Source organism: Kitasatospora sp. NBC_01300 (assembly GCF_041435235.1).
GTDB lineage: Bacteria > Actinomycetota > Actinomycetes > Streptomycetales > Streptomycetaceae > Kitasatospora.
The window spans coordinates 5,116,420-5,130,527 of record NZ_CP108408.1; the positions used below are offsets into that span (position 1 = coordinate 5,116,420).

Here is a 14,108-nt window from a genome sequence, read left to right on the forward strand (position 1 = left end):
TCCGTCAGACGGTGCGGTGATCACCGGGTGGTCGCCGCCGGGACCAGGTCGTCGCCGTCGCCGGGCGCGGGCGAGCAGTCCCACTCGGCCCAGACCTTGCCCGTCTCGCGGTAGCGGGCCAGGGCCACGGTGTTGACCGTGCCGTCGGCGTCGGTGAACCAGGTCTCCGGCAGGGGGCCGTACGCCTCCTCGTACGCGCCCACCCAGGAGATGAAGCCGACGCCCGCGTTCTCGACGTGCGTCAGCTTGCGTCCGCCGTGCCGGATGGTGAATGCCTCGTGGGCGGCCGGATCGCCGAGAAGCCGGTGCCACGCGTTGTCGATGGCGGCGGAGAACATCTCCGCTGCGGCCTGACCCGCGTCGATCCGACGCGCGGCGATCGTGAAGAACTTGCCCAGTTCGTTCAATTCGGTGATGGACTTGATGGTGGCGGTGCTCATGGCCTCTCCCATCGGGTTGGCGCTGCTCGCGTGGAGCGGGCGAGCAGTGGTGCGGGAAGGTGCGCCGCCCGGCAGGTTTCCACGGAACCGAGGGGGATCGGATTACCTCGCGCCGGGCGGCGGACCACCAGGTTGGCCGTCAGAGGTTCGGGCGCTTAACGTGCTTGCATCCGTTTGCAGAACTTCAGCCCAGAGAGTCGATCGCCCTGGTGATCAGGGCCCGCACTTGTGCGCCGTGCACCGCGAATCCCATGAGCCTGTCGAACGCCTGAACGTAGAGGCCGACTTCGCTGGGTGCGGTGAGCGTCACCTGGGCCGAGAGCAGCTCCACCCCGGCTTCTGCATCGTCGAAGACGTTGAAGGTCTCCACTGGCCACATGGTGCGCTCTGCGGCGAAAGGGATGAGGCCGAACGAGACAGCTGGCAGGGACATCACCGTCAGCAGGTGCTTCAGTTGCTCAGCCATCGTCTCGACACCGCCGAGGCGGTAGTACAGGACGGATTCCTCCACCAGGATCGCGAAGCGGTGGTGACCGGTGCGGATGACACGGGATCTGGCCAGACGGGCCTTCACGGCCTCGGCGACATCGTCGGGGGTGCGCCGGAAGTCGGCCACCGTGGCGAGCAGTGCGGTGGCGTACGCCTCGGTCTGCAAGACGCCGGGTACCACGCGGGACGAATAGGCGCGGAAGTGTCGCGTGCGCTCGTAGAGCGGCACCGCTGATTCCTGCAGCATACGAAGGCCGGTACGGGTGAGCCTGCGCCACTCGACGTACATGGAGTCCACCGCGCGGTTGGCGGCGATCAGATCCTCGGCCTGGTCGTCCGCACCGCAGGCTCGGCACCACGCTCGGATGTCCTTGTCGGATGGCGCGGTCTTGGCATTGATGATGCGGGAGGTCTTCGCACCATTCCACCCGCACAGGGTCGCCAGCTCCTGCCCGAGGAGTCCGGCGTCCAGCATGATCTCGCGCAGCCGCGCGGCGACGGCTAGACGGGCCTCCTGGGCGCTGGAGGACGGGGAGACGGGCATGAGCTGGCGGTCCTGATCCAGGCGGGGTCAGACGGTGTACTTCTCGTGCGGGATACCGCGCTCCCAGACAGCCTCGAAGGCGGCGGCGCAGAGTTTGGCCACCGCCGGGTCGTCAGTGAGTGTGGGACCGGCAGAACTTCCGTCGCCGGTGAAGTGGTTGAAGCGAACCACGGTTTCGTCGAACAGCCAGAAGTCGTTACCGGGCAAGGCGATGTCCGATGCCTGACGGCGCGGCAGCCAGCGCACCTGCTCGCCGGCCGCCAGGTTCACGACCGTTCCGGCGTGCTCGTACCGGATGTAGTCGGTGACCGGCTCGGAGACGATGCGGGCGCGGCGCACGACCACGCCGCGGGCGACTGCCTCCCGGATCTGCGCAACCCAGCCGGACCATCCTTCGGATTCCGGGTCGGTGTCGACGTGGCCAGTGCGCAGGAACTCCGCGAATTCCTCCACCTCGCCGGCGATCCCGTAGCTATCCCTCAGCTCCAGATGGACCGCCGACCTGTGGGCCTGCCTCAGCATCGCCGAGAAGTCCGGCACGTTCTGCATCGTCGAGCGCCTTCCTGATGATCCCCGCCATGCGCAGCGGGATGCGGGTCACGTTCTCGTGGTCGGGGATACCGGCGGAGTGGCCGGGCACCCACTCCGTGCTGCCGATCTTCGTCAGCAGGGCCCCGCCAGGCCTCCAGCCCTGAAGGACCAGCTCCTTCTCCTCGTCGTCCACCCACACCATCGGGCTCTCGTCCTTGCCGGTGTTGGGGTCGATCCCGCCGAACCGTAGGGTCATGGTGCCCTCCCGTGCCAAGTCGGTTGCGCGGTTTTGCATGCCACCGTTTCGCGGGACACGACGGAGCGTCAAGGGCGCGTTTCAGCATGGACGTTCTGGCTGTCCGCAGCGCCGCTGCGACTGTGGGGCGCAGGTCCGAAGGACGCCGAAACCGTGTCAGTCAGGGTTCGTCCGCGATTTGCGGGATCGAGCCCTGGGCCGGGGCTCAGCCGCTGTGATCGGGAATCCTGTTTCATTCGGGCAGTTTGATGCACGAACCACGCATGTGCGTGGGAGTCCGTGTCAGGCGGTGCCGAACTCGCCGGCTCGGAGGGCGGAGACGAAGGACTGCCAGGCCTCGGCCGGGAAGGGGAGGGCCGGGCCCTCGGTGTCCTTGCTGTCTCGGACGGGGACGGTGTCGGATGCGATCAGGTTCCCCGCAGCCTCGATGCAGTCGCCTCCGTTGCTGCTGTGCGAGGACTTGAACCACTGAGGCTCGGCAGTCACGGCAGGTCCCCCGAAGGCCTTGTCAATTTCGCGTGCCAGGCGTTCTGTTGGGTGACGTCGGCCGGTTTCCACGGCCGACGCGTGCGTGGGTGAATGGCCGATGGCGCTCGCCGGATCCTCCTGCCGTCAACCCCGTTCCTCTTGTGAGCTGCGGAGGAACGTGCCGAACTCGGCGGCTGGAGACGAGCCAGGGGCCGGCTCGTCCTTGGTCATGAGCCACTCTCCAGGCACGTTTGAGAGGTTGAAGGACGTCCAATGCTAGAGGACAGTGGCGACCCAGGGTAGTCATCAAGATACGGAACGGAGTCAGTCGTGGTGAGCAAGAAGCCCCTGGCCGGGCCGCTCCACCGTCCGCAGGCCGGCGAGTCGGCCGAGGGCGGGACGACCGACGAGGAGCCCCTCATCCGGTGGGCCACCCTGCGGCGACTCAGCCGGGACCGCCGCCGATGACCGACCACCCCTCCTGTCCCGCACCGGACTGCTGTGCCCCGGTCGATCTGCTCAACGACGCCAACGCCGCCGGACGGACGTGGAACTGCCCGAACTGCTCCCGGTGGGGCGTCGCCTGGTCTGCGGGCTACCTGGCGAACCAGCCGTTCGAGGATCCGCTGGTCGTCCTCGGTCGCCGGAAGGTCCGGAAGGTGGTGAACCGTGAGGCCGAGGTCGGGCCGCGCGATCCTCGGCCTGATGCGTAGGGCCCCGGCCGCCCAGCCGGCCCGACCGGCCCGACCGACATGAGGGCTCAGACGAACGGGCCGCGCGGGAACCACGGATCGCGGACCTCCCGGGGCCCGTCCGGCGTCAGCAGGGTGAGGGTGTACGGCGAGGCCGCGTACTCGGCGAGCTGGACCGAGCCGTAGCGGGTCTCCAGTTCGGCCTGCACCGGGACCGGCAGCCTGCTGAGCGCCCGCCGCAGTTGCAGCGCGTCCCGGCGGCTGATCGGGTGCGGGGTGCGCAGGACCAGTCGCAGCGGGCTCAGCGGCCCGGCGACCGGTAGGCCGGTGCCCAGTTCGTAGCCGACCGCGCCGATCGGACCCCAGGACAGCCGATGGTCCGCGACGATCCGGCCGACCGCCGGCAGCAGGGCCAGCGCCGGGATTCCGGCGACCCGCTCGGGGGCCAGCCGCCCGCACCGCCCGGCCAGCTGTTCGGGGCGCAGTGTCCGGGCGACCGCAGCCCAGGGCGCCAGGGCGTCCAGCCGCTGCCCGGGGCGGGGTCCGCGCACGATCACCGGGATCCACTGTTCGGGCGCGGCCTCCGGGTCCCGGGTGCAGCGTTGCGGGTGCGGCACGTCCGCTGGGGTGCCGAGCAGGGAGGGGGCCCGGCCGACTGTCACCCACGGGTGCACCCGCAGGACGGCCCGCGCCCAGTCCGGCAGTTCGCCGCCCGCCAGCGGGTGCAGCGAACTGGGGCACTGCATCAGCAGCAGGTCGTGGGTGCCGGGCAGCCGCCCGTCCAGCGCGGCCAGCGGCCCGACCCGCCGGCGCGGCCCGTCGTGGGGGTCCTCGGCGGTGCGACGGGCTTGGCGGGCGGAAGGTACGACGGTCACGGTGGGCTCCAGACGGTGGCGTCAGTTCGGCCGACGGCTCCAATCTGCGCCGGGTGCCCGCCTCCGCGCCACGGCCGTTGGGCGCGTTCACCAGGGACCAAAGGCTCAACGTGCGGCTCCGGGTGCCCGGTGTGAGAGTGGGGGAAGCCCGGTATCCGTCCGGAGGAGGAGTCATGGGAATCTTCGACAGGTTCCACCACAAGGCGCACGAGGCGCCCGGGCAGGACGCCGCTGAGCGTGCCGCCATCGCCCACGACGAGGCCGCGGACGCGTACAGCCCGGAGATCGAGCGGGCCCGCGAGACCCAGGAGGCCCGCGAGTCGGAGCGGCGTGCCCGTGCCGTCCAGGAGGAGGCCGACCGGCGCGCGGCCGAGAACATGACGGCCGAGGGCGACCCCTGGGGCTGAAACCCCAGAAAACCCCTGAGCCCCAAGCCCCCAGGTCACCGCGCCCGTGGCGGCAGCGGCGGGCGCCGCAGGTCCGGCCGGGGGGTGTCCTCCGGCGGGGGAGCCGCGGCGGGCGCGTCCTCCAGCAGGTCCAGCGCCAGCTGGACGGCGGCGACCAGCTCGGGGTGGCGCCCGCGGGCCCAGTCGCGCGGGGTGCGCAGCACGTGCACGTCCGGTTCGACGCCGCGGTTCTCCACCGACCAGCCGAGTCCGCCTTCGAACCAGGAGGCGTTCTTGGGCACCGAGATCCGGGTGCCGTCGCCGAGGGTGTGCCGCCCGGTCATCCCGACGACCCCGCCCCAGGTCCGGTTGCCGACGACGGGGCCGAGGCCGAGCAGCTTGATCGCCGCGATGACGACGTCGCCGTCCGAGCTGGTCGCCTCGTCGGCGAGCGCCACGAGCGGGCCGCGCAGTGCGTGCCGGGGCCAGCGGACCGGCTGGCGGTCCCGGCCGAAGTCCCAGGCGAGGACGTGCCGGGTGAGTTTCTCCAGGACGAGTTCGGAGACGTTGCCGCCGGCGTTGCCGCGCACGTCCAGGACGAGTGCGGGCTTGTCCAGTTCGCGCCGCAGGTCGCGGTTGAACTGCGCCCAGCCGGAGCCGCCGAGGTCCGGGATGTGCAGGTAGCCGCACCGGCCGTCGCTGAACTCCCGGACCAGGAGGCGGCGTTTGGCCACCCAGTCCTGGTAGCGGACGGCCCGTTCGTCGGTCAGCGGGGTGACGGTGATCCGCCGTACCGGGCCGTCGGGGTTGCCGCGCAGGGCGAGTTCGACGGTGGTGCCGCCGGTGCCGGCCAGCAGTGGCAGCGGGCCGCGCACCGGGTCCACCGGGCGGCCGCCGACGGCGAGCAGTTCGTCGCCGTCCCGGACGCCCTGGGCGGCGAGCGGGGCGCGGGCGCGCGGGTCGGAGGTCTCGCCGGGCAGTACCCGCTCGACCAGCCAGCGCCCGTCGGGGGAGCGGTGCGCGTTGGCGCCGAGCAGGCCGAGCGGCTGCTGGCCGAGCGAGGGCCCTTCGGCGCGCCGGGACGGGGTGACGTAGGCGTGCGAGGTGCCGAGTTCGCCGAGGAGTTCGCGCAGCAGGTCGGCGAAGTCGTCGGGTGAGCAGACCCGCTCCAGCAGCGGCTCGTACTGGGCGGTGAGGGCGGGCCAGTCCAGGCCGGACATCCGCTCGTCCCAGAACTGGTCCCGGACGATCCGGGCGGCCTCGTGGTAGGCCTGGCGCCACTCGGCGGCGGGGTGCACGGTGTGGGTGATCCGCCGCAGGTCGACGGTGCTGCCGGCGCCGCCGGTGACCGGGACGATCCGCAGGGTCCCGGCGGAGTAGACCGCGATGGAGCCGCCGTCCCCGGAGACGGCGTAGCCGTCCAGCTTGTCGACCAGGGTGGTGCGGGTGCCCCGGGCGAGGTCGAAGTACTCCATCGAGGGGCGGCCGGAGGTGTCGTCGGGGCTGGCGAAGGTCTGCCCGAGGGTGCCGGAGATCGGCCAGCGCAGCCAGACCAGGCCGCCGCGCACCGCGTCGGTGGCCGAGTACTTGGAGGCGATCACCGGGAACTGGAGCAGCCGCTCGCCGATGCCCTGCGGGTCGACGTGGACGGTGCCGTCGCCGCCGCCGTTGCCGCGCGGGGCGCCGTCCTCGGCGGGCGCGGCGAAGGGGGACGGCGTGTCGGCGGTGAGCGGGACGAGGTAGGGGCGGCAGCCGAGTGGGAAGGAGAGGTCGCCGGTGTGCACGTCGTGGACGGGGTCGAAGCCGCGCCAGGACAGGAAGGCCAGGTAGCGGCCGTCCCGGGTGAACACCGGTTGCTCGTCCTCGAAGCGGCCGTCGGTGACTTCGGTGACCGGCCCGGGTGCTTCGGTGCGGGTGAGCCGGATCCGGCGCAGCGAGCGCCCGGCCACCGGTTGGGACCAGGCGATCCAGTGCGAGTCGGGGGAGAAGCGGGCGCTGGAGACCGGACCGTAGCCGGAGGCGGCGAGTTCGCGGACGGCGCCGTCGGCGGCGGCGACGAGCAGCAGCCGCCCGTCGGAGGCGGCGACGGCGAGGTGGGCGCCGTCGGGGGAGGCGGTGAGTTCCAGGACGCGGCCGATCCGGTCGGCGGCGAGCACCCGGTGGCGGTGCTTCTCCGTTTCCTCGTGCCCCGGCAGCGGCATCACCTCGATCGCGTCGGCGCCCTCGGCGTCGGTGATCCAGGCGGCCTCGCCGGTGTGCCCGAGGATCACCGGCAGCCGGGTCCGCACCCCGGGGGTGTCGGCGAGCGCGCGGGCCGGGCCGTCCTTGTGGGTGAGCCAGTACTGGCTGCCGCGCACGGTGATCACCCCGGCCCGGCCGCTCTGGTCGCAGGCCAGGTCCTTGACCTGGGAGGCGGCGCTGACCTGGTACGGGCGGCGGCCGGCCCGGGCGCCGCCGAGCGGGACGGCGAGCCGGCGCGGGGCGGGGGCGTCCAGGTCGTCCAGCAGCCAGAGGTCGCCGGCGTGCTGGTAGACGATCCGGGTGCCGTCGGTGGCGGCCTCGCGGGCGTAGTAGGAGGCGTGGTCGGTGTGCCGGCGCAGGTCGGTGCCGTCGGGGCGGCAGGAGTAGACGTTGCCGATGCCCTCGTGGTCGGAGAGGAAGGCGATCCGCCCGGCGACGGGCATGGGTGAGGCGAGGTGGCCGGGGTGGCCGGCCAGGATCTGTTCGCCGTCCGCCCAGAGCCGGCCGGTGGCGCCGCCCCGGTAGCGCTTCCAGGCGGCGGGCTCGTGCGGGGCGGCGCCGGTGAGCAGCACGGTGCGTTCGCGGCTCATCTGGGCGTCGCCGACGGGGCCCCAGGGCATCCGGCGGCCGGGGGAGCCGTCGGGCGGCAGGGCGTGCGCCCAGGTGTAGTGGCCGAACGGCTCGTGGTAGGAGGTGACGGCCAGTACCTCGCCGTCCGGCAGCCAGCCGCGCACCCGGGTGTCCTGGCTGCCCCAGTGGCTGAGCCGTTCGGCCTCGCCGCCTTCGACGGGGGCGGTCCACACCTCGGGGGTCAGGTTCAGCCAGCTGGTCCAGGCGAGGGTGCGGCCGTCGGGGGAGAAGCGGGGGTGGCTGACCCGGGTGCGGTCGCAGCTGACCCGCCAGGCCCGGCCGGTGGCGCCGTCGGCGTCGAGCGGGGCGATCCAGACGTCGTCCTCGGCGGTGAAGGCGAGCAGCCCGCCGTGCAGGTGGGGGTGGCGGAGGTAGCCGGGCGGGGTCACCCCTCCATCCTTCGACGGGGTGTCACCCCCGGCAACCGGGGCGGCCCGTCGGGGCTGCCGGGCGGCCGGCGCGTAGGCCTCGGACCGGTCTGGACCATTGACACCGCAGTGTCGAATCCACTTCAGTGGTCTAGTCCAACTTGGGTGCCAGGCCGGGCCGTTCCCCCCCACTGGCGCGTGCTCCGGCGTGCCCTCGGACGTCCCCCACGACCGCGCCATCGCAGGAGCCCCCGCATGCGCAGAACCACACCCGCACCCGCCCCCGTCCGCCGGAAGCAGTCCCGCACCCTGCTCGCCGCCGGCACCGCCTCCGCCGTCGCCGCGGCCACCCTGGTCGGTGTCACCCTGGGCCTGGCGCCCGCCGCCTCGGCCGGCGAGTTCCTGGTCAACGGCGGCTTCGAGTCCGGCTCGCTCGGCCCCTGGAGCTGCACCGGCAACTCCGGCAGCGTCGTCACCAGCCCGGTGCACGGGGGCGGCTACGCCCTCGCCGCCGCGGCCACCGCGGGCGACACCGCCCAGTGCGGCCAGACCGTCGCCGTCGCCCCCAGCACCACCTACACGCTCAGCGCGTACGTCAACGGCTCGTACGTCTACCTGGGCGTCGACGGCGGCGGCCCCAGCACCTGGACCCCCGGCACCGGCGGCGGCTACCAGAAGCTCAGCCTCAGCTTCACCACCGGCGCCACCCAGACCAGCGCCACCGTCTACACCCACGGCTGGTACGGCCAGGGCACCTACTACGCGGACGACGTCTCGCTGGACGGGCCGGGCGCCCCCAGCCCGACGCCGACGCCCACCGGGTCACCGACGCCCACGCCGACCGCGACGCCCACCGGCACCCCGACCGGCACCCCGACGGGCACGCCCACCGGCACCCCGACCGGGACGCCGACGGGAACCCCGACCGGGACCCCCACCGGCACCCCGACCACCCCGCCGCCGCCCGGCAGCCACGCCCTGGTCGGCTACCTGCACGCCAGCTTCGCCAACGGCGCCGGCTACACCCGGATGGCCGACGTCCCGAACTCCTGGGACTTCATCGACCTCTCCTTCGGGGAGCCGACCTCCGTCACCTCCGGCGACATCCGGTTCAACCGCTGCTCCGTCACCGACTGCCCGACCGTGGAGTCCGACGCCGACTTCAAGGCCGCCATCGCCGCCAAGCGGGCCCAGGGCAAGAAGGTGCTGATCTCGATCGGCGGCCAGAACGGCCAGGTCCAGCTGACCACCACCGCCGCCCGCGACACCTTCGTCAGCTCGGTCTCGGCGATCATCGACAAGTGGGGCCTGGACGGCCTGGACATCGACTTCGAGGGGCACTCGCTCTCCCTCAACACCGGTGACAACGACTTCAAGAACCCGACGAGCCCGGTCATCGTCAACCTGATCTCCGCGCTGAAGACCCTCAAGGCCAAGTACGGCCCGGGCTTCGTGCTGACCATGGCGCCCGAGACCTTCTTCGTCCAACTCGGCTACCAGTACTACGGTTCCGGCCCCTGGGGCGGCCAGGACCCGCGCGCCGGGGCGTACCTGCCGGTCATCTACGCGCTGCGCGACGACCTCACCCTGCTGCACGTCCAGGACTACAACTCCGGCTCCATCATGGGCCTGGACAACCAGTACCACTCGATGGGCGGCGCCGACTTCCACGTCGCGATGACCGACCTGCTGCTCAACGGCTTCCCGGTGGCGGGCAACACGAACAACGTGTTCCCGCCGCTGCCCGCCTCCAAGGTGGCCATCGGCATGCCGGCCACCACCAACGCCGGCAACGGCTACGTCGCCCCGGCCGAGGTGAACAAGGCCCTGGACTGCCTCACCAAGCTGGCCAACTGCGGTTCGTACGTGCCGCGTGCGGGCGCCCAGCCGAACCTGCGCGGGCTGATGACCTGGTCCGTCAACTGGGACCAGTTCGGCGGCCGGGAGTTCTCCAAGAACTTCGACGGCTACTTCCGCCGCTGAGGTGACTCCGGTGGGAACCGTGCTTGAACCTGACACCGGTGTGAGGATCGAGCATGGTTCCCATGGCGACCACACAGCTCCCGACTCCCTTAGCCCGCACCCCTTTTCCGCTGCCCGCCCTGCTCGCCCTGGCCACTGCCGTCTTCGTCACCGCGCTCACCGAGACCCTGCCCGCCGGCGTGCTGCCCGGGATGGGCGGGGCCCTCGGCGTCAGCGAGTCGGCCGCCGGGCAGACCGTCACCGTCTACGCGCTCGGGACCGCCGCCACCGCGATCCCGCTCACCGCGGCCACCGCCGGCTGGGGCCGCAAGCGGCTGCTGCTCACCGCGATGGCCGGCTTCGCCGCCGCCAACACCGTCACCGCGGCCTCCACGAACTACCCGCTCACCCTGGCCGCCCGCTTCCTCGCGGGCGTCGCGGCCGGCCTCGCCTGGGCGCTGCTGGCCGGGTACGCGCGCCGGCTGGTGCCGGTCGAGCAGCAGGGCCGGGCCATGGCGGTGGCGATGGCGGGCGTGCCGGTGGCGCTGTCGCTGGGAGTGCCGGTCGGCACCTTCCTCGGCCGGGCGCTCGCCTGGTGGGTGCCCTTCCTGGCCATGACGGCACTGGCGCTCGGCGTGATCGGCTGGATCGCGGCCCTGCTGCCGGACCAGCCCGGACGACCCGCCGGTGAGCGCGCCCCGGTGCGGAGCGCGCTCACCGTGCCCGGGGTGGCGCCGGTGCTCACCGTGACGGTGCTCTTCGTGCTCGCCCACACCATCCTGTTCACCTACATCGCGCCCTTCCTCGACCGGACCGGCCTCGGCGACGCGACCGACACCGTGCTGCTGGTCTTCGGCCTGGCCTCGCTGGCGAGCATCTGGTTCACCGGCGCCCACATCCACCGCCGGCTACGGCAGTTGACGATCGGCGGCGCGCTGCTGGTCGCCCTGACCGCGGGCCTGCTCGGCCTCTGGTCGCACAGCACACCGCTGGTGTACGCCGCCGCCGCGCTCTGGGGCCTGGGCTGGGGCGGCGCCCCGACCCTGCTGCAGACCGCCGTCGGCGACGCGGGCGGCGAGCGGGCGGACGCCGCCCAGGCGGTACTGGTCACCCTGTGGAACGCCGCGATGGCGGGCGGCGGCGTGGTCGGCGGCCTGGTGCTGGGCCGCCTGGGCACCGGCGCCCTGCCCTGGACGGTGCTCGCCCTGATGCTGCCCGTCCTGGCGGTGGTCGCCGGCGCCCGCCGGCACGGCTTCCCGACTGGCCGCGGTTAGCGCAACTGCAGCCCGTTGGCCAGCAGTTCGGCGACCAGCTCGGGCCGGGCCGACGCGATCGAGCCCGCCGAGTACGGCGGCTGCGGGTCGTACTCGATGACCAGCTGGATCGCCTCCGCGGTCGCGTCCCCGGCCATCAGGCCGGTCAGCGTCAGCGCGAGGTCGATCCCGGCCGAGACCCCGGCCGCGGTCGCGTACTTGCCGTCGACCACGACCCGCTCCGTCCCGGTCGGCTCCGCCCCGAACTTCTTCAGCGCGTCGAGGCAGCACCAGTGCGAGGTGGCCCGGCGCCCCGCCAGCAGCCCGGCGGCGCCCAGCAGCAGGGAGCCCGAGCAGACCGAGGTGGTCCAGGTGGTGGTGGCGTCCACCGCGCGCACCCACTCCAGCACGGCCTGGTCGGCCAGCCGGGCCTCCGTCCCGGGCCCGCCCGGGACGAGCAGCACGTCGGCCGCGTCCACCTCGTCCAGGGCGGCCTCCGCGGTCAGCGACAGGGTCTTCATGTCGGTGCGGACCGGGCCGCGCTTCGCGGCGGTGAACACCACCTCGGCGCCGGGGATGCGGGACAGCACCTCGCAGGGGCCGACGGCGTCCAGGGCGGTGAACTGGTCGTAGAGCAGAACGGCGATGCGCATCAGTGTCCTCCAACGGGATCGGGTCGGAAACGGCGTCGGTACTCGGCGGGCGAAGCGGCCAGGGACCGGACGAAGGCGCGCCGCATCGCCTCCGGGGTGCCGTAGCCGCAGGAGCGCGCGATCTCCTCGATGCCGTCGGCGGAGTCCTCCAGCAGCCGCCGGGCGGCCTCCAGCCGGACCCCGTCCACGTACCGGCCCGGGGTCACCCCCACCTCGGTGGCGAAGGCCCGGGCGAAGTGCCGCGGTGACAGCGCCGACCTGTGGGCCAGCGCCTCGACCGACAGGTCGGCCTCGGGGTGCTCGGCGATCCACCGCTGCACCTCGCGCAGCGGCTGCCGGACCGCCACCTGGGCGGCCAGCTGGGTGCTGAACTGGGCCTGGTTGCCCGGCCGTCGCAGGAAGACCACCAGGTGGCGGGCGATCAGCAGGGCGGCGTCGCGCCCCAGGTCCTCCTCGACCAGGGCCAGCGCCAGGTCGATCCCGGCGGTGACCCCGGCCGAGGTGGCGACGTTCCCGTCCCGGACGTGGATCGGATCCGGGTCCACCTCGACGTCAGGGAACCGCCGGGCCAGCTCCTCGCAGTACGCCCAGTGCGTGGTCGCCCGGCGCCCGGCCAGCAGCCCGGCCTCGGCGAGCAGGAAGGCCCCGGTGCACACCGACACCACCCGCTCGGCCCGGCCGGCCAGCTCCCGGATCCGTGCGACCAGCGCACCGTCCGGGATACCGCTGCCCAGCCCGCCCGGGACCAGCAGGGTGTGTACGGGCCCGACCTCGGCCAGGTCCGCGTCCGGCAGCAGCCGCAGTCCGCTGTGGCTGCGCACCGGCCCGCCGCCCGGGGAGGCGGTGGTCACCCGGTACGCCCCCGGCTGCCCGGCGGCCGCGCCCGCCCCCGCGAAGACCTCCACGGGACCGGTCACGTCGAGGCTCTGCACGCCCTCGTAGAGGACGACGACCACGCTGCGCGCTCTCATGCGACCAGCCTGTCACCGGGTCGCGATGGCAGCAATGACCCGTTTCCCACCTTTCCTGCCACGGCAGGCCGGGGTTGCCGACGGGGATCGCGGAAACGCCGAGAGGCCCCTTGCTTTCGCAAGGGGCCTCTCGGCTGTCTGTGCGCCGCCAGGGACTCGAACCCCGGACCCGCTGATTAAGAGTCAGCTGCTCTAACCAACTGAGCTAGCGGCGCCTGCTGACGCGGAGAACATTACCTGGTCAGCAGCCGAAACACACAATCGGCCCGGGTGGCTGCGCGCGGGCCGTCACGGCACCAGGACCACCTTGCCCCGGACGTGCCCGGCGCCGACCAGCCGGTGGGCCTCGGCGGCCCGCTCCAGCGGCAGCGCCTCGGCGATCTCCAGCCGCAGCCCGCCCGCCTCCCACAGCCGCACCAGCTCGGTCAGCCGCGCGGCCGTGCGCGGCCCCCGCAGCCCCCGTACGCCCAGCCGCTCGGCCTCCGCGTAGTCGACCACGGTGCCGATCCGGCTCCGGTCGGCGACCAGCTCGACGGAGGCCGCCAGCGCGCCCCGCCCGGCGGCGTCGAAGGCGGCGTCCACGCCCTGCGGCGCCACCGCCCGGACCCGCTCGACCAGCCCCTCGCCGTACGCGACCGGGATCGCGCCCAGGTCGCGCAGGTAGTCGTGGTTGCGCTCGCTCGCGGTGCCGATCACGGTGGCGCCCCAGGCCCGGGCGAGCTGGACGGCGACGGTGCCGACCCCGCCGGAGGCGCCGTGCACCAGGACGGTGTCGCCGGGGCCGACCGCGAGCAGGGTGAGCGCCAGGTGCGCGGTCTGGCCGGAGGCGGAGAGCGAGCCGGCCTGCTCCCAGGGCAGGCCGGCGGGCTTGGCCACCAGCTGGGCGGCGTCCACCGTGACGAGCTCGGCCTGGCTGTCCAGGAAGCGGAAGCCCAGCACCTCGTCGCCGACCTGCCAGCCGGAGCCGTCCGGTCCGAGCCGGTCCACCACTCCGGCGAACTCGTTGCCGAGGACGAACGGCGGCTCGGCGACGGCCCCCGGCGGGCGGAAGCCCTCCCGGATCGCGAGGTCGACCGGCTGCACCCCGGCCGCGAAGACCCGCACCCGCACCTCGCCCGGCCCGGGTTCCGGGTCGGGCACCTCGGTGACCCGCAGGACCTCCGGACCGCCGGACCGCGTGACGGTGACCGCCTTCATGTCTGCTCCCGCCCTCTCGAATGTTCGACATTCGACCGCTTGACTGTTCGAATCAACTGTTCGGCCGCCCCCGATCCTCGGACCTGAAGTCCGCTTGAGGTCAAGCCACTGTTCGGCGTGTCTTCACTGATGGGCGCATTGTCAGATTTATC

At 73.1% G+C, this 14,108-nt stretch carries 15 protein-coding genes and 1 tRNA gene; 5 read left to right on the forward strand and 11 right to left on the reverse strand.

Translation table 11 applies throughout. The features are described from left to right. Positions 1-20: 20 nt before the first annotated feature. The 5 genes from OG556_RS22820 to OG556_RS22840 all read right to left on the reverse strand — a co-directional run bounded on the left by OG556_RS22820 (position 21) and on the right by OG556_RS22840 (position 2,746). Positions 21-440, reverse strand: a complete 420-nt coding sequence (locus tag OG556_RS22820; protein ID WP_371518831.1) for a hypothetical protein — start codon at positions 438-440, stop codon at positions 21-23. Between the two features lie 184 nt (positions 441-624). Continuing rightward, the gene (locus OG556_RS22825) at positions 625-1,473 is read right to left on the reverse strand and encodes a helix-turn-helix domain-containing protein (RefSeq protein ID WP_371518833.1); all 849 of its coding nucleotides are present in this window, start codon (positions 1,471-1,473) and stop codon (positions 625-627) included. A gap of 27 nt (positions 1,474-1,500) precedes the next feature. Then, a complete protein-coding gene (locus tag OG556_RS22830; protein ID WP_371518835.1) occupies positions 1,501-2,022 on the reverse strand; it encodes a DUF6879 family protein in 522 nt (173 codons plus the stop codon). Beyond that, on the reverse strand, positions 1,946-2,260 hold the full coding sequence (locus tag OG556_RS22835; RefSeq protein ID WP_371518837.1) for a hypothetical protein: 315 nt from the start codon (positions 2,258-2,260) through the stop codon (positions 1,946-1,948). The genes OG556_RS22830 and OG556_RS22835 overlap by 77 nt, the downstream gene beginning before the upstream one ends. Positions 2,261-2,542: 282 nt before the next feature. After that, positions 2,543-2,746: a DUF397 domain-containing protein gene (locus tag OG556_RS22840; RefSeq protein ID WP_371518839.1), complete on the reverse strand. Its 204-nt coding sequence runs from the start codon at positions 2,744-2,746 to the stop codon at positions 2,543-2,545. Positions 2,747-3,061: 315 nt separating this feature from the next. Here OG556_RS22840 and OG556_RS22845 point away from each other — a divergent pair, with 315 nt between their 5' ends. Both OG556_RS22845 and OG556_RS22850 read left to right on the forward strand, forming a co-directional pair. Continuing rightward, complete coding sequence (locus OG556_RS22845; RefSeq protein WP_371518840.1) at positions 3,062-3,196, forward strand: hypothetical protein; 135 nt, start codon at positions 3,062-3,064, stop codon at positions 3,194-3,196. Then, entirely contained in the window at positions 3,193-3,441 is a 249-nt protein-coding gene (locus OG556_RS22850; RefSeq protein WP_371518841.1) for a hypothetical protein, read from the forward strand. Before OG556_RS22845 ends, OG556_RS22850 begins: the two co-directional genes overlap by 4 nt. Positions 3,442-3,488: 47 nt before the next feature. Here OG556_RS22850 and OG556_RS22855 read toward each other — a convergent pair whose 3' ends face one another. Further along, entirely contained in the window at positions 3,489-4,295 is an 807-nt protein-coding gene (locus tag OG556_RS22855) for a phosphoribosyl-dephospho-CoA transferase MdcG domain-containing protein (RefSeq protein WP_371518843.1), read from the reverse strand. A gap of 173 nt (positions 4,296-4,468) precedes the next feature. Between OG556_RS22855 and OG556_RS22860 the strand changes: the two genes are divergently transcribed. Next, complete coding sequence (locus OG556_RS22860) at positions 4,469-4,702, forward strand: hypothetical protein (protein ID WP_371518844.1); 234 nt, start codon at positions 4,469-4,471, stop codon at positions 4,700-4,702. A gap of 35 nt (positions 4,703-4,737) precedes the next feature. Here OG556_RS22860 and OG556_RS22865 read toward each other — a convergent pair whose 3' ends face one another. Continuing rightward, entirely contained in the window at positions 4,738-7,941 is a 3,204-nt protein-coding gene (locus tag OG556_RS22865; RefSeq protein ID WP_371518845.1) for a S41 family peptidase, read from the reverse strand. A 234-nt stretch (positions 7,942-8,175) separates the two neighbouring features. On the opposite strand from OG556_RS22865, the gene OG556_RS22870 reads away from it, so the two are divergent. Further along, positions 8,176-9,903: a chitinase gene (locus OG556_RS22870; RefSeq protein ID WP_371518847.1), complete on the forward strand. Its 1,728-nt coding sequence runs from the start codon at positions 8,176-8,178 to the stop codon at positions 9,901-9,903. 62 nt (positions 9,904-9,965) lie between these two features. After that, positions 9,966-11,156, forward strand: coding sequence for an MFS transporter (locus OG556_RS22875; RefSeq protein WP_371518850.1), 1,191 nt, complete (start codon positions 9,966-9,968; stop codon positions 11,154-11,156). On the opposite strand, the gene OG556_RS22880 is transcribed toward OG556_RS22875, so the two are convergent. The 4 genes from OG556_RS22880 to OG556_RS22895 all read right to left on the reverse strand — a co-directional run bounded on the left by OG556_RS22880 (position 11,153) and on the right by OG556_RS22895 (position 13,956). Next, positions 11,153-11,788, reverse strand: coding sequence for a DJ-1/PfpI family protein (locus tag OG556_RS22880; protein ID WP_371518851.1), 636 nt, complete (start codon positions 11,786-11,788; stop codon positions 11,153-11,155). The two genes, OG556_RS22875 and OG556_RS22880, sit on opposite strands and share 4 nt — an antisense overlap. After that, a complete protein-coding gene (locus OG556_RS22885) occupies positions 11,788-12,759 on the reverse strand; it encodes a GlxA family transcriptional regulator (protein ID WP_371518853.1) in 972 nt (323 codons plus the stop codon). Before OG556_RS22885 ends, OG556_RS22880 begins: the two co-directional genes overlap by 1 nt. A gap of 141 nt (positions 12,760-12,900) precedes the next feature. Continuing rightward, positions 12,901-12,974 (reverse strand) — tRNA-Lys (locus tag OG556_RS22890). A 73-nt stretch (positions 12,975-13,047) separates the two neighbouring features. Then, the gene (locus tag OG556_RS22895; RefSeq protein ID WP_371518856.1) at positions 13,048-13,956 is read right to left on the reverse strand and encodes an NADP-dependent oxidoreductase; all 909 of its coding nucleotides are present in this window, start codon (positions 13,954-13,956) and stop codon (positions 13,048-13,050) included. Positions 13,957-14,108: the final 152 nt, after the last annotated feature.